Annotated in this window: 28 protein-coding genes and 1 tRNA gene; 19 read left to right on the forward strand and 10 right to left on the reverse strand. The window is 63.5% G+C overall.

The genetic code is table 11. The annotated features are described in order from the left end of the window. The first annotated feature begins 211 nt into the window (after positions 1–211). From DN387_RS08950 to DN387_RS08960, 3 genes are all read left to right on the forward strand, one after another. On the forward strand, positions 212–571 hold the full coding sequence (locus DN387_RS08950) for a histone-like nucleoid-structuring protein, MvaT/MvaU family (protein ID WP_043861747.1): 360 nt from the start codon (positions 212–214) through the stop codon (positions 569–571). A gap of 219 nt (positions 572–790) precedes the next feature. Next, positions 791–1,312, forward strand: coding sequence for a lactoylglutathione lyase (gene gloA / locus DN387_RS08955; protein WP_043861746.1), 522 nt, complete (start codon positions 791–793; stop codon positions 1,310–1,312). A 103-nt stretch (positions 1,313–1,415) separates the two neighbouring features. Next, complete coding sequence (locus tag DN387_RS08960) at positions 1,416–1,664, forward strand: hypothetical protein (protein ID WP_054914310.1); 249 nt, start codon at positions 1,416–1,418, stop codon at positions 1,662–1,664. 84 nt (positions 1,665–1,748) lie between these two features. Here DN387_RS08960 and ahpF read toward each other — a convergent pair whose 3' ends face one another. From ahpF to DN387_RS08995, 7 genes are all read right to left on the reverse strand, one after another. Beyond that, positions 1,749–3,311 carry an alkyl hydroperoxide reductase subunit F gene (gene ahpF, locus DN387_RS08965; RefSeq protein WP_054914309.1) on the reverse strand — a complete coding sequence of 521 codons (1,563 nt, stop codon included), beginning with the start codon at positions 3,309–3,311 and terminating at the stop codon, positions 1,749–1,751. Between the two features lie 117 nt (positions 3,312–3,428). After that, positions 3,429–3,992 (reverse strand): alkyl hydroperoxide reductase subunit C, encoded by a 564-nt coding sequence (gene ahpC, locus DN387_RS08970; protein ID WP_043861743.1) that lies wholly within the window; start codon positions 3,990–3,992, stop codon positions 3,429–3,431. 218 nt (positions 3,993–4,210) lie between these two features. Next, on the reverse strand, positions 4,211–5,566 hold the full coding sequence (gorA, locus tag DN387_RS08975) for a glutathione-disulfide reductase (RefSeq protein ID WP_054914308.1): 1,356 nt from the start codon (positions 5,564–5,566) through the stop codon (positions 4,211–4,213). A gap of 98 nt (positions 5,567–5,664) precedes the next feature. Continuing rightward, positions 5,665–6,504 (reverse strand): UTP--glucose-1-phosphate uridylyltransferase GalU, encoded by an 840-nt coding sequence (gene galU, locus DN387_RS08980; protein ID WP_043861741.1) that lies wholly within the window; start codon positions 6,502–6,504, stop codon positions 5,665–5,667. Between the two features lie 195 nt (positions 6,505–6,699). After that, a complete protein-coding gene (locus DN387_RS08985) occupies positions 6,700–7,614 on the reverse strand; it encodes a c-type cytochrome (protein ID WP_043861740.1) in 915 nt (304 codons plus the stop codon). Further along, positions 7,611–8,261 (reverse strand): cytochrome c, encoded by a 651-nt coding sequence (locus DN387_RS08990; protein WP_054914307.1) that lies wholly within the window; start codon positions 8,259–8,261, stop codon positions 7,611–7,613. Before DN387_RS08990 ends, DN387_RS08985 begins: the two co-directional genes overlap by 4 nt. 146 nt (positions 8,262–8,407) lie before the next feature. Then, the gene (locus DN387_RS08995) at positions 8,408–8,761 is read right to left on the reverse strand and encodes a hypothetical protein (RefSeq protein ID WP_043861738.1); all 354 of its coding nucleotides are present in this window, start codon (positions 8,759–8,761) and stop codon (positions 8,408–8,410) included. A gap of 155 nt (positions 8,762–8,916) precedes the next feature. On the opposite strand from DN387_RS08995, the gene DN387_RS09000 reads away from it, so the two are divergent. From DN387_RS09000 to csrA, 8 genes are all read left to right on the forward strand, one after another. Beyond that, positions 8,917–9,219, forward strand: a complete 303-nt coding sequence (locus DN387_RS09000; RefSeq protein ID WP_043861737.1) for a DUF1883 domain-containing protein — start codon at positions 8,917–8,919, stop codon at positions 9,217–9,219. A gap of 4 nt (positions 9,220–9,223) precedes the next feature. After that, positions 9,224–9,394 carry a hypothetical protein gene (locus DN387_RS09005; RefSeq protein WP_088514404.1) on the forward strand — a complete coding sequence of 57 codons (171 nt, stop codon included), beginning with the start codon at positions 9,224–9,226 and terminating at the stop codon, positions 9,392–9,394. A gap of 26 nt (positions 9,395–9,420) precedes the next feature. Further along, positions 9,421–10,494, forward strand: a complete 1,074-nt coding sequence (locus tag DN387_RS09010; protein WP_054914306.1) for a nitronate monooxygenase family protein — start codon at positions 9,421–9,423, stop codon at positions 10,492–10,494. Between the two features lie 78 nt (positions 10,495–10,572). Continuing rightward, complete coding sequence (gene modA / locus DN387_RS09015; RefSeq protein ID WP_054914305.1) at positions 10,573–11,331, forward strand: molybdate ABC transporter substrate-binding protein; 759 nt, start codon at positions 10,573–10,575, stop codon at positions 11,329–11,331. Next, a complete protein-coding gene (modB, locus tag DN387_RS09020) occupies positions 11,331–12,011 on the forward strand; it encodes a molybdate ABC transporter permease subunit (protein WP_054914304.1) in 681 nt (226 codons plus the stop codon). Before modA ends, modB begins: the two co-directional genes overlap by 1 nt. Before the next feature lie 3 nt (positions 12,012–12,014). Next, the gene (gene modC, locus DN387_RS09025) at positions 12,015–13,103 is read left to right on the forward strand and encodes a molybdenum ABC transporter ATP-binding protein (RefSeq protein WP_054914303.1); all 1,089 of its coding nucleotides are present in this window, start codon (positions 12,015–12,017) and stop codon (positions 13,101–13,103) included. A gap of 52 nt (positions 13,104–13,155) precedes the next feature. Then, positions 13,156–14,193, forward strand: coding sequence for a DNA topoisomerase IB (locus tag DN387_RS09030; protein WP_054914302.1), 1,038 nt, complete (start codon positions 13,156–13,158; stop codon positions 14,191–14,193). 315 nt (positions 14,194–14,508) lie between these two features. Beyond that, the gene (csrA, locus tag DN387_RS09035) at positions 14,509–14,706 is read left to right on the forward strand and encodes a carbon storage regulator CsrA (RefSeq protein ID WP_043861731.1); all 198 of its coding nucleotides are present in this window, start codon (positions 14,509–14,511) and stop codon (positions 14,704–14,706) included. Between the two features lie 48 nt (positions 14,707–14,754). Here the strand turns inward: csrA and DN387_RS09040 are convergent, their stop codons facing one another. The 3 genes from DN387_RS09040 to DN387_RS09050 are packed head-to-tail and all read right to left on the reverse strand — an operon-like array spanning position 14,755 to position 17,780. Then, on the reverse strand, positions 14,755–15,147 hold the full coding sequence (locus DN387_RS09040) for a response regulator (protein WP_054914301.1): 393 nt from the start codon (positions 15,145–15,147) through the stop codon (positions 14,755–14,757). A 19-nt stretch (positions 15,148–15,166) separates the two neighbouring features. After that, positions 15,167–16,612, reverse strand: a complete 1,446-nt coding sequence (locus tag DN387_RS09045; RefSeq protein ID WP_043861729.1) for an ATPase domain-containing protein — start codon at positions 16,610–16,612, stop codon at positions 15,167–15,169. A gap of 4 nt (positions 16,613–16,616) precedes the next feature. After that, complete coding sequence (locus DN387_RS09050; protein WP_254506047.1) at positions 16,617–17,780, reverse strand: nitrogen regulation protein NR(II); 1,164 nt, start codon at positions 17,778–17,780, stop codon at positions 16,617–16,619. Between the two features lie 269 nt (positions 17,781–18,049). On the opposite strand from DN387_RS09050, the gene DN387_RS09055 reads away from it, so the two are divergent. The 8 genes from DN387_RS09055 (at position 18,050) to DN387_RS09090 (ending at position 23,863) form a co-directional block, all read left to right on the forward strand. Next, positions 18,050–18,244 carry a hypothetical protein gene (locus DN387_RS09055; RefSeq protein WP_043861727.1) on the forward strand — a complete coding sequence of 65 codons (195 nt, stop codon included), beginning with the start codon at positions 18,050–18,052 and terminating at the stop codon, positions 18,242–18,244. Between the two features lie 14 nt (positions 18,245–18,258). Continuing rightward, the gene (locus DN387_RS09060; protein WP_043861726.1) at positions 18,259–18,963 is read left to right on the forward strand and encodes a YoaK family protein; all 705 of its coding nucleotides are present in this window, start codon (positions 18,259–18,261) and stop codon (positions 18,961–18,963) included. Positions 18,964–19,072: 109 nt separating this feature from the next. Further along, a tRNA-Leu gene (locus DN387_RS09065) sits at positions 19,073–19,157 on the forward strand. Positions 19,158–19,365: 208 nt separating this feature from the next. Continuing rightward, complete coding sequence (locus DN387_RS09070) at positions 19,366–19,788, forward strand: nuclear transport factor 2 family protein (RefSeq protein ID WP_043861725.1); 423 nt, start codon at positions 19,366–19,368, stop codon at positions 19,786–19,788. After that, positions 19,785–20,549 (forward strand): SDR family oxidoreductase, encoded by a 765-nt coding sequence (locus DN387_RS09075; protein ID WP_043861724.1) that lies wholly within the window; start codon positions 19,785–19,787, stop codon positions 20,547–20,549. Before DN387_RS09070 ends, DN387_RS09075 begins: the two co-directional genes overlap by 4 nt. Further along, positions 20,546–21,793 (forward strand): NAD(P)/FAD-dependent oxidoreductase, encoded by a 1,248-nt coding sequence (locus tag DN387_RS09080; protein ID WP_054914299.1) that lies wholly within the window; start codon positions 20,546–20,548, stop codon positions 21,791–21,793. The genes DN387_RS09075 and DN387_RS09080 overlap by 4 nt, the downstream gene beginning before the upstream one ends. Beyond that, complete coding sequence (locus tag DN387_RS09085; protein ID WP_054914298.1) at positions 21,790–22,605, forward strand: DUF1365 domain-containing protein; 816 nt, start codon at positions 21,790–21,792, stop codon at positions 22,603–22,605. Before DN387_RS09080 ends, DN387_RS09085 begins: the two co-directional genes overlap by 4 nt. Continuing rightward, a complete protein-coding gene (locus tag DN387_RS09090; RefSeq protein ID WP_054914297.1) occupies positions 22,592–23,863 on the forward strand; it encodes a cyclopropane-fatty-acyl-phospholipid synthase family protein in 1,272 nt (423 codons plus the stop codon). Before DN387_RS09085 ends, DN387_RS09090 begins: the two co-directional genes overlap by 14 nt. The last annotated feature ends 17 nt before the right edge of the window (positions 23,864–23,880 follow it).

A 23,880-nucleotide genomic window follows, 5' to 3' on the forward strand; every position in this document is an offset into this window, starting at 1 on the left:
CGATGCGGTAATTAATTCTTTAGTGTGGCGAGCACTGTGCAATAAGAAAGTTCCGTAGTGTGTTGTCGTAAAAGTTTGATGTTTATCGCAGGGCGATTGACTACACTCTTTTTACTGTGTTGTTTGTTTTCTACCCGGTGACGCGGCATCAATAGCGGCCTCAAGCGGTTGCGCCGCGCACGGCCCTTACCGACCAACAGGAGAGATGACAGTGTCCAGACTTGCAGAGTTTCGTGCTGCCGAAAAAGCCCTTCAGGAACAGCTTGCTCAACTGGAGGCACTGAAAAAAGACGCCGGCCTCAAACGGGAAATCGAATTCGAGCAGAAACTTGTCAGCCTGATGAAAACCTATGACAAGGGCTTGCGCGACATCATCAATATTCTCGACCCGGCGGCCACTACGCGCCGGCCTGCCAGCGCGCCCAAGCAACGCCGTGCGCGCGTGGTGAAAGTCTATGAAAACCCGCATACCGGCGAGCTGATCGAAACCAAGGGCGGCAATCATCACGGCCTCAAGGCATGGAAGCAGGAGTACGGCGCACAGACAGTCGACAGCTGGTTGCGCAAGTGAAACAGTACTTCACACTTTTTTCACATGTACTGGCTCAGGATGAAGACTGCTAAAGGATTAGCGCCCCATACGCCCGCTTCGGCGGGCTTCTAATTCTTGCGCCCCGTCAGGCCTGGTCGACGGGGCGCAAACCGTTTGCGCAATCGCTTCAGTTCCGTATCATTGCTCCCTGACTGTTTTGCTGGCGCGCCAAGCGCCGGCCCTATCTGCGGAGTGCCCATGAGCCTGCAAAACCTCGACACCCTCCCCGGCGTCACCGCGCAACCGGATGCCGCGACCCACAACTTCGTGTTCAACCACACCATGCTGCGGGTCAAGGACGTCGCCAAGTCCCTGGACTTCTACACCCGCGTTCTGGGCTTCAGCCTCGTGGAAAAACGCGACTTCCCGGAAGCCGAATTCAGCCTGTACTTCCTGGCGCTGGTGGACAAGGCGCAGATTCCGGCCGACCCGGCCAAGCGTACCGAGTGGATGAAGTCGATCCCGGGCATCCTCGAGCTGACCCACAACCACGGCACCGAAAACGATCCCGCGTTCGCCTACCACAACGGCAACACCGACCCGCGCGGTTTCGGCCATATCTGCATTGCCGTACCGGACATCCGTGCGGCCTGCGAGCGTTTCGAGCAACTGGGCGTGAACTTCCAGAAGCGCCTGAGCGACGGGCGCATGAAGCACCTGGCCTTCATCAAGGACCCGGACGATTACTGGGTAGAGATCATCCAGCCGACCGAGTTCTGACAGCGGCCCCGGGGGCGCGCTCGTCGGCGCGCCGCCCCGGCGCACCTGGCTGTGGTATACCGGAGCTGATACCGGTTGAAGCCACCACAGCGAGGTAGCGCTCATGCACACCCTTGAATGTGTCCACCGCAACTACACGGTCACGGCAAACGTGGTCCCGCATGCCGGCATTCCCCTGCCGTTCGAAGTCGGATGCCGCATCACCTCCCCAGACAAGCACAGCACCCGGCGATTGTGTGCCCACGCGCCGCTGTTTCTGGCCGACCTGGAAAACGCCCAGCGCGCGTCGATTGCACTGGGCAAGTCGCTGGTCGACCAGCAACTGGACAAGGGCCGGTCGCTGTTCGAATAGGCCACGCAAAAGCCCTGACAGGCTGACCTGTCAGGGCTTTTGCGTTGTTGCACCGTCACAGGCCGGCAAGGCCGGCGATGCGCCTCAGGCCGGAGCGCTGGTACGGATCAGGTGGTCGAACGCTGCCAGCGATGCCTTGGCCCCCTCACCCACCGCGATCACGATCTGTTTGTAGGGCACCGTGGTCACGTCACCGGCGGCAAACACGCCCGGCACGCTGGTCTGGCCCCGCGCATCGACAATGATCTCGCCACGGGGCGACAGTTCGAGGGTACCCTTGAGCCAATCGGTGTTGGGCAGCAGGCCGATCTGGACGAAGATCCCTTCCAGCGCGATGTCATGCTGCACGTCGCTGTTGCGGTCCTTGTAGCGCAGCCCGTTGACCTTCTGGCCGTCGCCCAGCACTTCGGTGGTCAAGGCGCTGGTGATCACGGTCACGTTGGCCAGGCTGTGCAGCTTGCGCTGCAGCACCGCGTCAGCACGCAACTGGCTGTCGAACTCGATCAGCGTGACATGGGCGACGATGCCGGCCAGGTCGATGGCCGCCTCCACGCCGGAGTTGCCACCACCGATCACCGCCACACGCTTGCCCTTGAACAGCGGGCCGTCGCAGTGCGGGCAGTAGGCCACGCCACGGCTGCGGTACTCCTTTTCGCCCGGCACGTTCATCTCGCGCCAGCGTGCGCCGGTGGCCAGGATCACGGTCTTGGCCTTGAGCGTGGCACCGTTGGCCATGCGCACCTGGTGCAGCGCGCCGTCCTGGCCCGGCACCAGCGCATCGGCGCGCTGCAGGTTCATGATGTCGACGTCGTACTGCTTGACGTGCTCTTCCAGCGCCATGGCCAGCTTCGGCCCTTCGGTCTCCTGCACGGAGATGAAGTTCTCGATGGCCATGGTGTCCAGCACCTGCCCGCCGAAGCGCTCGGCAGCCACGCCGGTGCGAATGCCTTTGCGGGCCGCGTAGATCGCTGCTGCCGCGCCTGCCGGCCCACCACCGACCACCAGCACGTCGAAGGCGTCCTTGGCGTTGAGTTTCTCGGCCTGGCGCTCGCTGGTGCCGGTGTCGAGCTTGGCGACGATCTCCTCCAGGCCCATGCGGCCCTGGCCGAACACCTCGCCATTGAGGTAGACGCTGGGCACTGCCATCACCTGGCGCGCCTCGACTTCGGCCTGGAACAGCGCGCCGTCGATGGCCACATGGCGCACGCTGGGGTTGAGTACCGCCATCAGGTTCAGCGCCTGCACCACGTCCGGGCAGTTCTGGCACGACAGCGAGAAGTAGGTTTCGAAGTTGAACTCACCCTTGAGCCCGGCGACCTGTTCGATCAGCTCGGCGCTCGCCTTGGAGGGGTGGCCACCGACTTGCAGCAGCGCCAGCACCAGCGAGGTGAATTCGTGGCCCATGGGGATGCCGGCAAAGCGCAGGCTGATATCGCCCCCCGGGCGATTGAGCGAGAACGACGGGCGACGAGCGTCGGCACCGTCCTCGCGCAAGGTAATCAGATCCGACAGGCTGGCGATTTCCCGCAGCAGGTCGTGCATTTCACGGGACTTCGCGCCGTCGTCGAGGGAGGCAACGATCTCGATCGGCTGGGTGACCCGCTCCAGGTAGGCTTTCAACTGAGTTTTAAGCGTGGCGTCCAACATACGGGCGATTCCTTTTCAAACGGTAGAAAAAACAACGCCCGGGCAGAGTCGCCCGGGCGTTTTGCGGGGCGGGACAGACTTCAGGTGCGGTGGCCCGCCCTCGGCTGGTTCACGGTCTTAGATCTTGCCGACCAGGTCCAGCGATGGCGCCAGGGTAGCTTCGCCTTCTTTCCACTTGGCCGGGCAGACTTCGCCTGGGTGGGCAGCGACGTACTGGGCAGCCTTGACCTTGCGCAGCAGCTCGCTGGCATCACGGCCTACACCGCCGTCGTTGAGTTCGACGATCTTGATCTGGCCTTCTGGGTTGATCACGAAGGTACCGCGGTCGGCCAGGCCGGCTTCTTCGATCAGCACGTCGAAGTTGCGCGAGATGACGTGGGTCGGGTCACCGATCAGCGGGTACTGGATCTTGCCGATGGTTTCCGAGGTGTCGTGCCAGGCTTTGTGGGTGAAGTGGGTGTCGGTCGACACACCGTAGATTTCCACGCCCAGCTTCTTGAATTCAGCGTAGTTGTCGGCCAGGTCGCCCAGTTCGGTCGGGCAGACGAAGGTGAAGTCGGCCGGGTAGAAGAACACCACGGACCACTTGCCCTTCAGGTCGGCTTCGGAAACAGGGACGAATTCGCCGTTGTGGTAGGCAGTAGCGTTGAACGGTTTGACCTGGCTGTTGATGATAGGCATCGGTGACTCTCCTCAGGGTTGAAAAACTTGATGGGAGAATCCTAACCATTCATCGCCGATAGCGCTCATTGGCAAAGCTGATGCTGGTGATTGGTTTTGGCTATAAAGCTCAGTACAGATAGACGATTTATGTTGATGCGATCGCGGGCCAAGCCCGCTCCCACAAAGACCGTTGCAATCGCTGTGGGAGCGGGCTGGACCCGCGCTGGAAGCACCGCTTAGCGCGTAGGCGTACGCAGCGTCACGAACTCCTCGGCGGCTGTCGGGTGCACACCGATGGTTTCGTCGAACTGCTGCTTGGTCGCCCCGGCCTTGAGCGCGATGCCCAGGCCCTGGATGATCTCGCCGGCATCCGGCCCGACCATGTGACAGCCCAGCACGCGGTCGGTGTCGGCATCGACCACCAGTTTCATCAGGGTCTTCTCCTGCACGTCGGTGAGGGTCAGCTTCATTGGCCGGAAGCGGCTTTCGAAGATCTGCACCTTGTGCCCCGCCTCCAGCGCCTGCTCCTCGGTCAGGCCCACGGTGCCGATCGGCGGCTGACTGAACACCGCCGTCGGGATGTTCCGGTAATCCACCGGGCGATACTGCTCCGGCTTGAACAGGCGCCGCGCCACGGCCATGCCTTCGGCCAGGGCCACCGGAGTGAGCTGCACGCGGCCGATCACATCGCCAATGGCCAGGATCGAAGGCTCGTCGGTCTGGTACTGGTCATCGACCTGCACGTAGCCGCGCTTGTCCAGTTGCACTTCGGTGTTCTCAAGCCCCAGGTTGTCGAGCATGGGGCGCCGGCCGGTGGCGTAGAACACGCAGTCGGCAATCAGCTCGCGACCATCCTTGAGGGTCGCCTTGAGGCTGCCATCGGGCTGCTGGTCGATACGCTGGATATCGCTGTTGAACTGCAGGTCGAGACCGCGTTTTTCCAGCTCTTCCTTCAGGTGCGTGCGCACTGCGCCATCGAAGCCGCGCAGGAACAGGTCGCCCCGGTAGAGCAAGCTGGTCTTGGCGCCCAGCCCCTGGAAGATTCCGGCGAACTCCACCGCGATGTAACCACCCCCCACCACCAGCACACGCTTGGGCAGGGTCTTGAGGTAGAACGCCTCGTTGGAACTGATGGCCAGCTCGCGCCCGGGGATGTCCGGAATCTGTGGCCAGCCGCCGGTGGCGATCAGGATGTTCTTCGCGCTGTAGCGCGTGCCGTCCACCTCGACCTCATGGGGCCCGGTGAGGCGGCCGTGGCCTTCGAGCAGGGTCACGCCACTGTTGACCAGCAGGTTGCGGTAGATGCCGTTGAGCCGCTCGATTTCACGGTTCTTGTTGGCGATCAGTTGTGCCCAGTCGAACTGTGCATCTTCCAGCGACCAGCCGTAGCCTGCCGCCTGCTCGAAGTCATCGGCAAAATGCGCGCCGTACACCAGCAGTTTTTTCGGCACGCAGCCGACGTTGACACACGTGCCGCCCAGGTAGCGGCTTTCGACCACCGCCACTTTTGCGCCGAAACCGGCAGCAAAACGTGCTGCACGCACACCGCCGGAACCGGCGCCAATCACGAACAGATCAAAATCGTAGGCCATATCAGTCTCCTTGGCAGGCCGCCAGCATACCGCCAGCCAGGCCCATAAACAAAAAAGCCACCCGAAGGTGGCTTTGTGACGCAACCGACCGAGTGAACTCAGTAGGCCTTGCCAGTCTTGTAGAAATTTTCGAAGCAGAAGTTGGTCGCGTCGATGTAACCCTCGGCGCCACCGCAGTCGAAACGCTTGCCCTTGAACTTGTAGGCAATCACGCAGCCGTCCTGGGCCTGCTTCATCAGGGCGTCGGTGATCTGGATTTCACCGCCCTTGCCCGGCTCGGTCTCTTCGATCAGCTTGAAGATGTCCGGGGTCATGATGTAGCGGCCGATGATCGCCAGGTTCGACGGGGCGTCTTCCGGCTTTGGCTTCTCGACCATGTTGCGTACACGGTACAGGTCGTCGCCGATCAGGTCGCCGGCGATCACACCGTACTTGCTGGTTTCCTGCGGGTCGACTTCCATGATCGCAACGATGGTGCAGCGGTACTGCTTGTACAGCTTGACCATCTGCTTGAGCACGCCGTCACCGTCGAGGTTGACGCACAGGTCGTCGGCCAGCACCACGGCAAACGGCTCGTCACCGATCAGCGGGCGACCGGTCAGGATCGCGTGGCCCAGGCCTTTCATTTCGGTCTGGCGGGTGTAGGAGAACGAGCACTCGTCGAGCAGGCGACGAATACCGACCAGGTACTTTTCCTTGTCGGTGCCCTTGATCTGGTTTTCCAGCTCGTAGCTGATGTCGAAATGGTCTTCCAGAGCGCGCTTGCCGCGGCCGGTGACAATGGAGATTTCGTTCAACCCAGCGTCCAGCGCTTCTTCAACGCCGTACTGGATCAGTGGCTTGTTCACCACTGGCAGCATTTCCTTTGGCATGGCTTTGGTTGCTGGCAGGAAGCGGGTGCCGTAACCGGCTGCCGGGAACAAGCATTTCTTGATCATAAACGTCCTTAACAAGGGGCTGTGCAGTACGAAATTCGGCGCAGTCTAATCAGGCGGCGATGCGCTTACAATGCCCCCGTGGCCCGGCCGAATGAATGATAGAGAAAAACTCAGTGTAGATAGTTCCCGCAGGTTGCAAATAATCCGCGTATCCAGGCCCGCAGGCAGGCGTGGATACGCGGATGGGCGAGCGTTCTAGCCGCCTGTGCCCTGCCCGATCAGCACCCCGTCGACCTTCTGGCCATAGAGGTTGACGCCGTCATTGGCGTGGAACTTGAGCCGGGTTTTTTCCACCGAGCCTTCGACCAGGCGCGGGTCCTGAGGGCGCTCATGCGCGTTGATGAAGGCCGCCACGTCCCAGGCCTGCTGGTCGGTCAGCGTGCCTGGCTTGCCCAGCGGCATGTTGTGCTTGATGAACGAGGCCGCCGTGTTGATGCGGTGCATGCCGGCACCCCAGTTGTAGGAGTCCTTGCCCCACAGCGGTGGCATCACATAGTCCTTGGCCACCTTCTGGCCCTGGCCGCTGTCGCCGTGGCAGATGGCGCACTGCTGCTGATACACCTGGGCACCGCGCTTGATGTCATAGCCCTGCGCAGGCTTGTCGACCTCCGGGTAGCCACGCCCCGGTGTCTCGACGCCGATCGGTGCCTTGCTCGCCAGCCAGTAGGCATACACCGACAACGCCGTCATCTCGGGGCTGTCGGCCGCCGGCGGCTTGCCGTTCATGCTGAACTGGAAGCAGCCCTGGATACGCTCGGCAAAGGTGTTGACCTTGTCGTTTTTCTTGCGATAGGCAGGGTACATCGGGTAAGCCCCCCACAGCGGCGCCGAATGCGCCAGCCGTCCCTGATCCAGGTGGCAGTTGCTGCAGTTCAGGCCGTTGCCCACATACTCGGGGGCCAGGCGCTTGGTGTCGACGAACAGCGCATAGCCGTCGCGCACCATCTTGCCGAAGGCGTTGTCGGGCAACTCGCTTTCGGCGGGGGGCTTGAAGCTGGCCGGCGTGCTGGCCGGCGCCACTTTCAGTTGCGACTGGTCTTCCATGGCGATCGGGGCCGCCTGAACGCCGCCCATGAACAGGGTCAGGGTAGTGAGTAGCAAGCGATTCATTGGGCGGCCTCCTGGCTGGCGCGGGTGGCAAAGTATTCAGCCAGCGCCTTGACCTCGGTATCGGTCAGGGCCTTGGCGACACCGACCATCAACTTGTTAGGGTCGTTGCTGCGCCGGCCGTCGCGCCATGCGTCAAGTTGCCCGGCCAGGTAGCTGGCAGGCTGGTGGGCCAATGGCGGAAAGTGCTCGCCTACCCCCACACCACCCGGCCCGTGACATTGCACGCACCCGGGGATGCCTCGGCTCCAGTCGCCGTAAAGCGCCAGCGACTCGACCGGGTCGGTTGCCATCTGCTGGCGACGGGTATCAGGGGTGGGCGCCACCGGCATTGCCGCCAGCGTGGCGCTGATGGCGCTGATCTCGGCGTCGCTCAGGGCCTTGGCCAGCGGCTCCATGATCGGCTGCTTGCGGCTGCCGTCACGAAAGTCCTTGAGCTGTTTGCTCACATAGGCGGCCGGCAGGCCAGCCAGGCGTGGGAAGCCGGCGGCGGCCATGCCCAGGCCATCGGGGCCATGGCAGCTCATGCAGGCCATGGCAGAGGGGTTCTCCCCTCCCTGGGTGAATATCTTCTGGCCATCGGCGGCAGTGGCGGCTTGCATTGAAAGCAACAGCAGGCTGCCTATCAGGATTCGATCCAGTGGGATCATCACGGACTCCATTTTTCTTGTTATAAGCTTAGACTTATAAAATATAAGCCTACCGATACTAGGCCTATCCGGCCAGCGCTACAACGCGGGCAGGCACAGAAAAATGCAGGGACAACCACTGAATCGTTTAAACGCGGCTCACGCAATCACTTGGAGATGCACACGCTCACAGCCGCTTTGACATCCCCCGGGCGCAGGGGAAAATTGCTCAACCGCTCATGCAACTTGACCGCGCTGCCACTCGAGCGCTCGCTGATCTCCAGCACTGCAGCCGGGGACTTGTCCGAGAGCTTCTGCGGAACCACCACGCGCAGGCCGCTACCCCGCTCCTCGATGGTCAGCGGGCCACGGCTATCAGCCAGTTTTTGCTGAACGCAGGTGGCAAACTCGCGTGGCGACTTGCCCGAGATCACGCTCATGGTCTCGGGGCTCTGTTCGATTTCGGCTACATTGGCACAACCGGTCAGCGCAACTGCCAGCGCTGGTACAACCCATTTCATCGGTACCCCTCCATAAAAAACCGTTGGACCATGGCCAGGCCGATTTGCTCCCTGGATTGGCAGTTTTATCTCTGGCCTTGGCACTCAGCCCCACAGTGTAACCCGACATCGTGCTATCGTTTTGATTTGCCAAAAGATCCCTTGCGGAGAGCGACATGAAATTCGTACACCAGCGCGAGCACCTCAATGAAGACGACATCGTCGTCATCCACTGCTCCCAGCGCTGCAATATCCGCCTGATGAACGATGCCAACTTCCGCAGCTTCAAGAATGGCGGCCGGCATACCTATCACGGCGGCGCCTTCGTCGACTTCCCGGCGAAGATCACCGTGCCCAGCGACGGCTTCTGGAACATCACCATCGACACCGTCGGCCCGCGTGCCCTGTCGGCGGTAAGCAAGCCGACCTTCACCCACACGATCAAGATCATCCGCCGTTCGTCGTCGAAGCTGAGATAACCCCATGAGCGAAAACATCAAGTACGTCATCAAGTACAACCTCGACGGCGAGCGTCGTTTCGACTTCGCCGTGCTCAGCAGCACGGCGCCACAGCAGGTCGAGGAAGCCTTGCGCAAACTGCACGGCGAAGACTTCAGCAAGATCACCGACATCAAGGTAAGCAAGGCGCTGTAACCCACGCCCACACAAGGAGCCCCGCGATGAGCCAATGGCCGGACCCACGTATCCTCGACCTGCTCGGTATCGAGTTGCCCATCATCCAGGCACCGATGGCGGGCGCCACGGGGTCGGCCATGGCCATCGCGGTCAGTAACGCCGGGGGGCTGGGCTCGCTGCCATGCGCGATGCTCACCCCCGAGCAGATACGCCAGGAGATCGCGACCTTCAGCCAGGCCAGTCGCGGCCCGCTCAACCTCAATTTCTTCTGCCATCGGCCACCCGCCACCGATGGCGAACGTGCAATCCGCTGGAAGCAGGCACTCAAGCCGTACTACGAAGAAGTGGGTGCCGACTTCGGCGCCACCACCCCGGTCTCCAATCGCGCGCCCTTCGACGAAGCGGGCTGTGCCTTGGTGGAAGACTGCAAGCCTGCAGTGGTGAGCTTTCACTTCGGCCTGCCTGCGCCCGAGCTGCTGGCGCGGGTCAAGGCCAGCGGGGCCAAGGTACTGTCCAGTGCCACCACGGTCGAGGAAGCACGCTGGCTCGAAGCCCATGGCTGCGACGCGATCATCGCCATGGGCTATGAAGCAGGTGGGCACCGCGGCATGTTCCTGAGCGATGACCTCACCACCCAGATCGGCACCCTGGCGCTGGTGCCCCAGGTGGCCGATGCGGTCAAGGTTCCGGTGATCGCGGCTGGCGGCATCGGCGATGCCCGCGGTGTTGTGGCGGCCTTCGCACTGGGCGCCTCGGCCGTTCAGGTGGGCACCGCCTACCTGTTCTGCCCCGAGGCCAAGGTGTCGGCCGCGCATCGCCAGGCACTGCACAGCGCACAGGCCAGCGATACCGCGCTCACCAACCTGTTTACCGGGCGCCCGGCACGCGGCATCAATACCCGCATCATGCGTGAGTTGGGCCCGATGAGCCCCCTGGCCCCTGCCTTCCCCCTGGCCGGCGGCGCCTTGATGCCCCTTCGCGCCATCAGCGAGCCGCAGGGCAACAGCGATTTCAGCAACCTGTGGGCCGGCCAGGCGCTGCGCCTTGGCCAAGCCCTGCCGGCAGCCGAACTGACGCGCCAACTGGCAGAAAAGGCGCTGGCATTGATGTCACGGTAAAACAGATCTTTCCGTTTGTCGGGCAATCGCTATATATTCCAATGCATAACGATTACCTCATGCACATGGAGCTGTTTGATGAGAATGCGCGCCCCTCGTTTTGCCCTGACCGCCGTATTCGGCATGCTGACCCTCAACAGCGCCTGGGCCGATGAAGTCCAGGTGGCCGTCGCGGCCAACTTCACCGCGCCCATCCAGGCTATTGCCAAGGATTTCGAAAAGGACACCGGCCACAAGCTGGTCGCCTCCTTCGGCGCTACCGGGCAGTTCTACGCGCAGATCAAGAATGGCGCGCCCTTCGAGGTGTTCCTGTCGGCCGACGACACCACCCCCGAAAAACTCGAGAACGAAGGCGAAACCGTCAAGGGCTCGCGCTTTACCTACGCCATCGGCACCCTCGCGCTGTGGTCGCCCAAAGCGGGCTATGTGGATGACAAGGGCGAAGTCCTGAAGAAAAACGACTACAAGCACCTGTCCATCGCCAACCCCAAGGCCGCGCCCTACGGCCTGGCCGCCACGCAGGTACTGGCCAAGCTGAACCTGGCCGAGGCCACCAAGGGCAAGCTGGTCGAAGGCCAGAACATCACCCAGGCGTTCCAGTTCGTTTCCACCGGCAACGCCGAGCTGGGCTTCGTGGCGCTGTCGCAGATCTACAAGGACGGCAAGGTCAGCAACGGCTCGGCCTGGATCGTGCCGGCCAACCTGCACGACCCGATCAAGCAGGACGCTGTGATTCTCAACAAGGGCAAGGACAACGCCGCCGCCAAGGCGCTGGTCGATTACCTCAAGGGCCCCAAGGCCGCTGAAGTGATCAAGTCGTTCGGCTACGAACTCTGATGCCACTGGACGCCAGCGACCTGGGCGCCATCTGGCTGACGTTCAAGCTGGCGTCGCTGACTACCCTGATCCTGCTGCTGATCGGCACCCCGATCGCCTGGTGGCTGGCGCGCACGCGCTCCTGGCTGCGCGGGCCGATCGGGGCGATCGTGGCCCTGCCCCTGGTGTTGCCGCCCACGGTGATCGGCTTCTATCTGCTGATCGCCCTGGGCCCCCACGGCTGGCTTGGCCAGGCCACCCAGGCGCTGGGCCTGGGCACCGTGGTGTTCAGTTTCACAGGCCTGGTGATCGGGTCGGTGGTGTACTCGATGCCGTTCGTGGTGCAACCGCTGCAAAACGCGTTCAGCGCCATTGGCGAGCGCCCGCTGGAGGTGGCTGCCACCTTGCGCGCCAGCCCGTGGGACTGCTTTTTCAGTGTGGTGCTGCCCCTGGCCCGCCCTGGCTTCATTACCGCGAGCATCCTGGGCTTTGCCCACACCGTCGGCGAGTTCGGCGTGGTGCTGATGATCGGCGGCAATATTCCCGACAAGACCCGTGTGGTTTCCGTGCAGATCTTCGACCATGTCGAGGCCATGGAGTACATGCAGGCCCACTGGCTGGCCGGCGCCATGCTGGTGTTCTCGTTCCTGGTGCTGCTGGCGCTGTACGCCAGCCGCCGCGGCAAGCCGGCCTGGAGCTGACCGATGAGTGCATTGATCCAGGCCCGGTTGCAGGTGGCCTTCGACGATTTCCGGCTGGATGTCGACCTGCAACTGCCCGGGCGCGGTGTCAGCGCCCTGTTCGGCCATTCGGGCTCGGGCAAGACCACCTGCCTGCGCTGCCTGGCAGGCCTGGAGCGGGCCGACCAGGCCTACATCGAGGTCAATGGCGAAGTCTGGCAGGATTCCGCACGCCAGTACTTCATGCCGCCCCACCAGCGCCCCATCGGCTATGTGTTCCAGGAAGCCAGCCTGTTCCCCCACCTGAGCGTGAAGAACAACCTGATCTTCGGCTGGCGACGCATCGCCCAGCACCAGCGCAAGGTCGGCCTGGAGCACGCCTGCGAGCTGCTGGGCATCAGCCACCTGCTCGCGCGCAAGCCGGACACCCTGTCGGGCGGTGAACGACAGCGCGTGGGGATCGCCCGTGCGCTGCTCACCAGCCCCAAGGTGCTGCTGATGGACGAACCCCTGGCAGCCCTGGACGGCCCGCGCAAACGCGAGATCCTGCCGTACCTGGAGCGCCTGCACGACCAGTTGCAGATCCCGCTGATCTACGTCAGCCATGCGCAGGACGAAGTGGCGCGCCTGGCCGATCACCTGGTGCTGCTCGAACAGGGCAAGGTGCAGGCCAGCGGGCCGATCAGCCAGACCCTGGCCCGCCTGGACCTGCCGCTGGCCCTGCAGGAGGACGCCGGGGTGGTCATCGAGGGCGAGGTGGACGCCCACGACGCGGCCTACCAGTTGCTGGACCTGAAACTGCCGGGCAGCGACCTCAGGTTGCGCCTGACCCACGAGGCGCTGGCCCCGGGGGCGCGCCTGCGGGTCAAGGTCCAGGCACGCGACGTGAGCCTGAGCCTGGCCGACGACAGCCGTTCGAGCATTCTCAACCGCCTGCCGGTGCGCGTGTGCGCGCTGCGCGCCGGTGACAACCCGGCGCAGATGCTGGTGAGCCTGGACGCCGATGGCACAGCCCTGCTGGCGCGGGTGACGCGCTACTCGAGCGACCAGTTGGGGCTGCACGAAGGCCAGCAGTTGTGGGCGCAGATAAAATCGGTGGCATTGCTGGGCTAACTTGCGCGAACGGCTGCTGTCCATCGTCAGAGCCCCTACGCGAGCGCCCAGCATGAGTGTCGACCTGCCCCCTTTGCCCAGTGGCCTGCATTACGTGGATGACAGCCGCCCCGGTTTCCATCGGCGCCTGCTGCGCAAGCACTTCGCCTATTTCGACGCCCACGGCCAGCGCATCACCGCACCGGATACCCTGGCCCGCATCAAGGCGCTGGCCATACCGCCGGCCTATACCGATGTATGGATCTGCGCCGACCCGCGCGGCCACCTGCAAGCCACCGGACGCGACGCACGTGGTCGCAAGCAGTACCGCTATCACCCCGACTGGCGCGAACTGCGCGACAGCCACAAGTACGACCGCATGCTGGCCTTCGCCAAACGCCTGCCGCGGCTGCGCAAGCAACTCGACGAGCACCTGGCGCGGCCCGGCCTGGACCGCGAAAAGGTCATGGCACTGGTGGTCAGCCTGCTCGACAACACGCTGATCCGCGTGGGCAACCGTCAGTATGCCCGCGACAACCGCTCCTACGGGCTGACCACGCTGCGCACTCGCCATGTGCAGGTCGAAGGCAGCGCAATACGGTTTCGCTTTCGCGGCAAGAGCGGCATCGAGCACCAGGTGACCCTCAAGGACCGGCGCCTGGCACGCATCGTCAAGCGCTGCCTGGAACTGCCGGGCCAGGACCTGTTCCAGTGGCAGGACGCGCTGGGGCAATGTCACACCGTCGGTTCGGCGGACGTGAACGCCTACCTGCAGCAATTGACCGGTGCCGACTTCACCGCCAAGGACTATCGCACCTGGGCCGGCAGCGCGCTGGCGCTGGAGTTGCTGCGTGAGCTGCAATGGCAACCGGAAACCGAAGCGCGCCGACAGATCGTGGCCATGCTCAAGCAGGTGGCGTCGCGACTGGGCAATACCCCCGCCGTATGCCGGCGCAGCTATGTGCACCCGGCGCTGCTGGAGCGCTTCGTGCTGGGCGAGCTCCACGCGCTGCCACGGCCACGGGCGCGCCAGCGCATGGAGCTGGCCGAGGTGGCCCTGGCACGGTTTCTCATGACATTGAATGCATGCGATACGAATGAAAATCATTAACTAGCACATTAAATAACCCTACTTTTTAAACGCCGCCGTTCCATAGAAAAAAGACATATCCCCCATCAGGCAGAGAAATTTCCCATATGCGTTGAAGCCCCCTATGCTTGCGTCCATGGGCGATACCGGTTGTGCGTAATTGCCCATCTGCCCAATCGGAACCTGTGACTAAAGACCTCAACAGAATCTTGTGCTCGGGGAATTAATTTCCATCGAATGCGTCTTTAATGAAGGGAAAGACGGCTGTGCCACCGCGCACACCCGGCCTGTGCAGCTACCGCCTGCAAGGCATTCAAAGTTACCAAGGAGAAGTACATGCTGATACTCACCCGCAAAGTTGGCGAAAGCATCGTCATCAATGATGACATCAAGGTCACCATTCTAGGGGTCAAGGGGATGCAAGTGAGGATCGGCATCGATGCACCCAAAGATGTCCAGGTGCACCGTGAAGAGATTTACAAGCGCATTCAAGCCGGCAGCCCGGCGCCGGAGAAGGGGGATGATCACCAGTAACCAGGGCTAATCGAGTCGCACGGATGCGCTTGGTCCCGGCAACACGGTTCACTGAAGCTCTGGCGTATCCCGCCCGGCCTCCGCCACACCGATGAATGCCCTGACCCTGGCCACCATGCTGGCAGTATCGAACGGCTTGTCGAACACTGCAGAAAACAGGTCAGGTATGGCTTTGCCGATACTTGCCTGGGCCCCGCTCATGAGAATGACCGGTAGGTCCGCAAACTGCGCATTGCTGCGAATCGCTTTGGCCAACTCCTCGCCATTCATTATCGGCATCATGTAGTCGGTGATGACCAGGTCGATTCGCACCTTCTCCAGCACGTCCAGGGCCGTCTTGCCATTGGGCGCCTTCTCGACCTTGTAGCCGGCATCCTCCAGGGCATACCCCAGGATATCGGCGATTACATACTCGTCGTCCACGACCAGAATCGTGCTCATGGCTGCCAGCCCAGGGCTTTCATGCCCCTTGCGCCGATGAAGCGGTGCCCGACATCACCGCGCTCGCCTGAACGAACGCCTTGTCGAGCTCGATGCCTGTCGAACGGATGACCAGCTCCAGCAGGGCCGGATCGTATTCACTGTCGCGCACCTTGAGGATCGACAGCAAGCGTTTGAGCTCGGCGTCCAGCTCGACGAAACGCATCAGGAACAGGTTGTCGACGATCGACGACAGCTCCGACGCGGGTGCGTTGATTTCAGAGCCGAACAGGTCGCGCATCTCCCAGGTCGCCAACACCGTCACATCCTCGGCACGCAGCTCGCCCATCAGCGCACGGAAGAACTCGTTGAGCCGCCCCTGGTTGGTGGCGAGCCGGGCAAACGCGCCCAGGCTGTCGATCAGCACCCGTTTGATGCGGTGCTTGCGTACATGGCTGAGCAAACGGGCGCCCACGCCATCGAGCAACCCTTCGGTAGTGGGCTGCCAGGCCAGGTGCACCGCCCCGCTTTTCTCCAGTGCCGGCAGATCGATACCGATGGCCCTGGCCTTGATGCGCAAGCGCTGCGGGGTCTCGTAGAAGCCGAAATGCAGGCCCGGCTCGGCCACTGTGGCACCGGCCAGAAAACTCAGCCCCAGGGACGTCTTGCCAATACCCGACGGCCCCATCGCCAGCGAGACCGAAGCGCTGGGAAAGCCCCCGCCCAGCAAGCCATCGAGACTGGCCAGGCCCGTGCCGACGCGGGTCAACACCTCGCTGCCCGGGCTGGAGGGGTGGCTGTAGAGTGCTTCAAGGCGCGGATACACCTTCAGCCCCTGCTCGGTGATCTCGCATTCGTGCACCCCGGACAGCGCCCCGCTGCCGCGGGTCTTGCGCAACTGGATGCGTCGCACCGAACGTGCGCCGTACAGGTCCTCGCCCAGCTCGATGACGCCATCGACCATGGTGTGTTCCGGGCTGCCGTCATCCAGGCGCGAACTGGTAAGCAGCAGCAAGGTGCAGCCGGCAAACGCGGCATGGCCTTGCAGCTCTGAAATGAACTTCTTGGTGTCGAGCACGTTTTCGGCGCGTGAACGTGCATTGAGCAGGCCGTCGACAATCAGCAGGGAGGCGCCCTGGCGGCCGATTTCACCGCGCAGCAGCTTGACCACCGCCTCCAGCCCCTCGCTTTCGAGGGTATCGAAGGCACTGACGAACTGCAGCTGGTTGCCCACCAGCGCAGGGTCGAAAAAGCTCAGGGTGGACAGGTACTGGAACAGACGCTCATGGGACTCGCTCAGCAGCGTCGCCACCAGCACCCGCCCGCCCGTGGCCACATGGTTGAACGCCAACTGGTTGGCCAGGATGGTCTTGCCCGAGCCCGGGCGACCCTGGACGATATAGGACGAGCCGGCCACAAGGCCGCCCTTGAGCAGGTCGTCCAGACCTTCGATGCCTGTAGCAAGACGCTTGAGCTGCTCCACGATAGGTTCACTCGCTTTGAAGGTTGTCGGGCTGGGGTGGCTGCCATGCCGGCAGGCACAGGGTCATGCAGGTGCCGCGACCGCTTTCGCTCTCGACCCTGATGCAACCGTTGCTCTGCTTGGCAAAACCGTAGGCCTGGCTCAACCCCAGGCCGGTTCCCTTGCCAAAACTCTTGGTGGTGAAAAACGGTTCGAAAATGCGCGGCAACACCGCAGCATCGATACCACGTCCGGGGTCGCGCACGCTGATGAGCACATGATCGCCAACCAGCCCGTCCCACTCCCCCTGCAGCACCTGGTTGCGTGCAACCAGTTCGATGCGCCCCTCGGCATCCATGGCGTCACGGGCGTTGAAGATCAGGTTGAGCAGCACCATCTGCAACTGGCCGCTGTCCACCTCGATATCCGACACCTCGCCCTGGATATCCACCAGCAATTCGATGCCCTTGGGCAGCGCCTGGGACAGCAACGCCTGGCTCGCCCGGACCAACTGCGCCACATCGACCCGGCTTGTGCTTTGCACCTTGCGCCGGGCAAACCCGAGCAACTGCTGGGTCACTTGGCTGCCGCGTTCGCCGGCATCGACGATATGCTGCAACAGGCGCTCGGTACGCTGCGGGTCGCGAGAGGTCATGGCCAGCTTGGCCGAGCCGATGATGATCGTGAGCAGATTGTTGAAATCGTGGGCCATGCCCCCGGTAAGCTGGCCGAGGGCTTCCAGCTTCTGCGACTGGAACAGCTGCGCACGCATGGCGTCCAACTGTAATGCGGCTTCCCGACGATCGGTGATGTCGCGGGTGTTTTTCGCCAGCCCGACCACCTCGCCCTGCTCGTCCCGAATCACATCCAGTGCCGCCAGGGCCCAGAACTGCGTGCCGTCCTTGCGCATGCGCCAGCCTTCGTCCTGTGCCCCGCCGGTGCTCAGCGCACGATTGAGCAACCAGCCAGGCCGGCCTTCGGCGCAATCCTGCGGCGTGAAGAACATCGAGAAGTGCCGACCGATGACCTCGTCGGCGTTGTAGCCCTTGATGCGCTGGGCCCCCAGGTTCCACGACACCACATGGCCCTCGAGGTCGAGCATATAGATGGCGTAGTCCGCAACGGTCTGCACCAACTGCTCATAGCGGCTGGCGTGCATGGTTTGAAGGTCAGAGCGCTGGGAAGAATCCATGGCAAACCCGCAGGCACCGCAGTGAGGACAATGAGAAGGTAGACAACCGGGTGCCTCTGCAATTCCGTAATTTCGAAACAGTCGTATCGACCTGCAGGACGTGAACGATAAATCACTGGCGGAACAGTGGCGCAGTGATTGCCCGGTGTCAACGGGTGCTCAGCTATCCGGGCAGTGCCCGGGGAAATCGTTCCGGGCCGGGGGGCAACTTGTTATAGTCCACAGGTGCAAGCGCAACCGGGGGAAGGACGTTGACCACAGATGCAAGGATGAAAGGCATTCACGATGACCTGGAGCACACCGCCGCCGATCTGGAGCAGATCGCGCGCGAAATGGCCGGGCATGCGCGCTACCTGCAGCACTCGGCCCACCCGCAGGATGCCCTGGAAGTGCAGCGCAGCATCAATGGGCTGCAGGCATCGATCGACCAGTTGCGCAGCGTGGCCGACCGCATCGAACCCTAGCCCCGGAGACGCCCATGCTGCCAGAGCGCCCACAGGGCCAACGCGGGCCGCTGACTACCCTCGTCTACAAGCGCCGGGGCCGCGTCGGGTTGTTTTTCGTCGCTGCCCTGTCGGTGCTGGCGGGCATGACCGACGCCATCGGCTTTCTCGCCACCGGCGATTTCGTTTCATTCATGAGCGGCAACACCACGCGCATGGCCGTCGCCCTGGGCGATGCGCACTGGGCACTGGTGGCCCGCCTGGCCCTGCTGATCGGCGCCTTCATTGCCGGCAACGCGCTGGGGGTGATCATCGCCCGCCTGAGCGCCAAGCGCGCATGGCCGCTGCTCGCCCTGTCGGCGGCACTGCTGCTGGGGGCAGGCCTGTGGGGCGCGCAGGCGCAGTTGCCGGCGCTGCTGGGCGCGATCATCGCCATGGGCATGCTCAATGCGGCGGTCGAAGAGGTGAACGGGCTGCCCATCGGGCTGACCTATGTAACCGGCGCCCTGTCGCGCTTTGGCCGCGGCCTGGGCCGCTGGCTGATGGGGGAGCGGCGTCCGGGCTGGCGCGTGCAACTGGTGCCGTGGTCCGGCATGTTCGGCGGCGCAGTGCTGGGCGGGCTGCTGGAGCACCGCTACGGCCTGGCGGCGCTGATGGCCTGCGGTGGCTTCGCCCTGGCGCTGGCCATCGTGTCACTGCTGATTCCCCGTCGCTGGCTGCGGCGTTACATGGCAAAGTAGCGGGTGCGCGAGTTGACTCGAATATAACGATGAGTTATAAAGCCGCCTTGATCCGGAAGGTAAAGTGTCGCACACACCCTGTGCCTGACCTTGCAGCCGGATGATCCGTGCGAGTGTGGTGGAATTGGTATACACAGCAGACTTAAAATCTGCCGGCGTGAGCCTTGCGGGTTCGAGTCCCGCCACTCGCACCATCTTCTGAAAAGCGCCCCTTGGGGCGCTTTTCTGCTTTCTGCGTCCTGCGTTCTCCCTCGCCTTGCCCCTGCCCCTGCGTCCATCTCCCTGCAGCAAAATCTGCAGGGATGAATTGACTTGTACAAATTTCCCTCTAACCTGCAAATATCTTGTACAAATAACAATACGTGTACAACTAAATGACCACAATGGTCATGGGTGCAGGCAATGTCCGAGTATCTCAAACGCTTTGCAGAGCGATTCTGCGCCATCGACGCGCACAACCTGGGTGTGCTGCGCGAGTTGTACAGCGACGATGTCCAGTTCCGCGACCCGCTGCATCAGATCCACGGCATGGCCGCGCTGCAGGATTATTTCGCTCAGCTGTACGCCAACGTCGATCAGGTGCGCTTCGAGTTCCACGGTTATGACCAGGTCGACGACGGGAAGGGCTACCTGCGCTGGACCCTGCACTACCGGCATGCGCGCCTGAACGGTGGGCGCCCGGTTCAGGTACAGGGTTGCTCGCACCTGATGTGGCGCGACAAGGTCTACCTGCACCATGACTACTTCGACGCCGGGGCGCTGCTGTACGAGCACCTGCCGGTGATGGGCAGTGTGATCGGCTGGCTCAAGCGGAGGCTGGCATGAGACGCATCTGGCTGACCGGCGCCAGCAGCGGCATTGGTGCGGCACTGGCCCCCCTGCTGCTGGCCCAGGGGCATCGCCTGGCGGTCAGCGCGCGCAATGTCCAGCCCTTGCAGGCATTGGCGCAGCGCTACCCCGACCAGGTACTGGTGGTACCGGGCGACCTTCGCGAAGGTGACCAGGTGCGCGCGATAGCCCAGCAGATCGCCCAGGCCTGGGGTGGCCTGGACCAGGTGATACTCAACGCCGGCACCTGCGAGTACCTGGACAGCGAAGCCTTCGAAGCCGCCATGGTCGAGCGCGTGGTGGCTTCCAACCTGTTCAGTGCCAGCCACTGCGTGGAGGCTGCCCTGCCCCTGCTGCGCCAGGGCCGACAGCCGCACCTGGTGGCCGTGGCCAGCGCCGTGACCTTTCTGGCGCTGCCACGCGCCGGGGCCTATGGCGCCTCCAAGGCCGCGGTGCGCTACCTGTTCGAATCGCTGCGCATCGACCTGGCCCGCGAAGGCATTGCCGTGACGCTGGTCAGCCCGGGCTTCGTCGACACCCCGCTGACCCGGCGCAACGACTTCCCCATGCCGCTGTGCTGGCCCGCCGAAAAGGCCGCACGCCATATTGCCCGGCGCCTGCACAAGCGCCCGTACACCATTGCCTTTCCGCTCCTGTTCATCGCCGGCCTGCGCCTGGTCGCGCTGCTGCCGGTGAGCCTGCAACTGGCACTGGGCAAGCACCTGTCACGGCCACTGCGCCAGGAACCCCACCCATGAAGATAGCCATCATCGGCAGCGGTATCGCCGGGCTTACCTGCGCCCACCTGCTGCAGCGCCAGCACGCCATCACGCTGTACGAGTCCAGTGACCGGATTGGCGGGCACACCCATACCGTCGACGTGCAGCTTGGCGAGCGACACTACGCGGTGGATACCGGGTTCATCGTGTTCAACGACTGGACCTACCCCAACTTCATCCGCCTGCTCGATCAGCTGGGCATCGCCTCGCGCCCTACCGAAATGAGCTTTTCGGTCCACGACCCGCGGACCGCCCACGAGTACAACGGCAACACCCTCAACAGCCTCTTCGCGCAGCGCCGCAACCTGTTGTCGCCGCCCTTCTGGGGCATGCTCTACGACATCCTGCGCTTCAATCGCCAGGCCCTGAACGACCTGGAGCAGCAGCGAGTCAACGACACCCTTTCGCTGGGCGACTACCTGTACATGAACGGCTACGGCGAGCGTTTCATCGACCACTACATCGTGCCGATGGGGGCCGCCATCTGGTCGATGCCACTGGCGCAGATGCTGGGCTTCCCGCTGCAGTTTTTCGTGCGCTTCTTCAAGCACCACGGGCTGCTGTCGGTCAACGACCGCCCGCAATGGCGGGTAGTGGAAGGCGGCTCGCGCAGTTACCTGGCCCCGCTGTGCGCACCGTTTGCCGAACGCATTCGCCTCAACTGCCCTGTACTGGGCGTGACCCGCGATGCCGACGGTGTCAGCCTGTTCAGCCGAGCAGGCATGGAGCGTTACGACAAGGTGGTGTTCGCCTGCCACAGCGACCAGGCGCTGCTGATGCTGCATGATCCCAGCCAGGCCGAGCGCGAGATTCTTGGCGCGCTGCGCTATGCCGACAACGACGTGGTCCTGCACACCGACACCCGCCTGCTGCCGCGTCGCCCCTTGGCCTGGGCCAGCTGGAACTACCGCCTCGGCGGCTCGCAGTCCCAGCCGGCCGCCGTCACCTACAACATGAACATTCTGCAGGGCATCGATGCCCCGCAGACCTTCTGCGTGAGCCTCAACCAGACCGGCGCCATCGACCCCGGCAAGGTCCTTGGCCGCTACACCTATGCCCACCCGCAGTTCAGCCTTGCCGGGGTACGGGCCCAGGCGCGTCACGCCGAACTGTGCGGTGCCCGGCACAGCTACTACTGCGGCGCGTACTGGGGCAACGGCTTTCATGAAGACGGCGTGGTCAGCGCGCTGCGCGTGGCCGCACAATTTGGTGAGCAGTTGTGAACAGCGCGCTCTACCAGGGCTGGGTCAGCCACCGCCGCCCCGCCAGGGGGGATTTCGGCTTTGCCTACCGCATCGGCCTGCTGTACCTGGACCTGGACGAGCAGGCGCAGCTGCCAGCGCTGTCGAGGCTGGCCGGCGGGGGCCGGTGGAGCGCCTTTGCCTTCGACGAGCGGGACTATCTGCCAGCCGCCACTCACCAGGGCACGCCCCTCAAGAGCGCCGTGCTGGACCTGCTCGAACAGGTGCTGCACCACCGCCCCCAAGGGCCGGTGTGCGTACTGACCCAACCCCGCAGCTGGGGCCTGGCCTTCAACCCGGTGAGCTTTTTCTACTGCTTTGAAGGTGACGGGCGTCTGGCTGCGATTCTCTGCGAGGTCACCAACACGCCCTGGCGCGAACGCTTTCACTACGTGTTGCCCGCCGACGGCCCGGGGCCGTGGAACTTCAGCGTGGCCAAGGCGTTTCATGTGTCACCGTTCCTGCCCGCCGACCTGGAATACCGCATGCACTTCTGCACACCTGCAGCGCGTATCCGTGTGCGCATGGAGGACTGGCAGGCACACACCCGGGTGTTCAGCGCCGTGCTGAACCTGGCGCGCATCGAGTTGGACCGACGCAGCCTGCACCGGCACCTGCTGAGCTTCCCGTGGATGACCGCCAAGACCCTGCTGGCCATCCATTGGCAGGCGTTGCGCCTGCTGCTCAAGCGTCATCGCCTGTTCGACCACTTCGCCGCCCGGGGCACCTGGCGGCGAGCCAAACCGATCAATGCACCCGACAGCGCAAAGGACACCCCCCATGAAAAGCCCTGAGGCAATCCCGGCAAAACGCTTCGCGTCCGCCGGCAACGGCATCGGCGTGATGCTGCTGCGGCGCGCTGTGCTGCGCCAGCTCGAACGCCTGCGCCACGGCGCACTGGTGGTCATCGAAGCCAATGTGGTGCACCACTTCGGCGACGCCGGCGCGAACCTGCAAGGGCATGTCCAGGTAGTGGACGACGCGCTATGGGGCCTGGTGGCCAGCAACGGCTCGATTGGCGCAGGCGAAGCCTACGTCCACGGCTACTGGACCAGCCCGGACCCCACCGCCGTGGTCCGCGTGCTGGTGGCGAACCTGGAGGTACTCGACGGCCTGGAAGGCGGGCTGGCACGCCTGGGGCGCCCGCTGCTGCATGGCCTGCACTGGCTCAACCGCAATACCCGGCGCGGCGCCAGACGCAACATCGCCGCCCATTACGACCTGGGCAACGAACTGTTCGAGCGCCTGCTGGACCCGAGCATGATGTACTCGGCGGCCATGTTTCAGGGGGCCGACGATACCCTGGAACAGGCCCAGCACTACAAGTTGCAGCGCATCTGCCAGAAGCTCGCCCTCACCCGCGACGATCACCTGCTGGAGATCGGCACCGGCTGGGGCGGCCTGGCCATTTACGCGGCACGCCACCACGGCTGCCGGGTAACCACCACCACGGTGTCGGCCGAACAGTTCGCCTATGCCCGTCGACGCATCGACGAAGCCGGCCTGCAGGACCGCATCACCCTGCTGCTGGAGGATTACCGCGACCTGCAGGGCCAGTACGACAAGCTGGTTTCCATCGAGATGATCGAAGCTGTCGGCCATCGCTACCTCAGCAGCTACTTCAGGCAATGCGCGCGGCTGCTCAAGCCCGATGGCCTGATGCTGCTGCAGAGCATCACCATCCGCGAACAGCGCTACGCACAGGCGTGCCGCTCGGTCGACTTCATCCAGCGCTACATCTTTCCGGGCGGCGCCCTGCCTTCGGTAGGGGTGATGCTGCAGGTGATGGGCCGCGACACCGATCTGAACCTGCACCACATGGAGGAATTCGGCCTGCACTATGCGCGCACCCTGCGCTGCTGGCACCAGAACCTGCAGCAGGCGCGCCAGCCGTTGCAGGCGTTGGGTTATGACGACACGTTCTACCGCTTGTGGGAGTTCTACCTGTGCTACTGCGAGGGGGGCTTTCTGGAGCGTGCCATCGGCACCGCCCAGCTGTTGCTGGCCAAGGCCGGCGCACGGCCCGCACCGCTGCTGGGGCAACCAGGCTGAACCGGCGGACAGCGCAT

Source organism: Pseudomonas sp. FBF18, from assembly GCF_024261405.1.
In the GTDB taxonomy this organism is placed as follows: Bacteria; Pseudomonadota; Gammaproteobacteria; order Pseudomonadales; family Pseudomonadaceae; genus Aquipseudomonas; species Aquipseudomonas palmensis.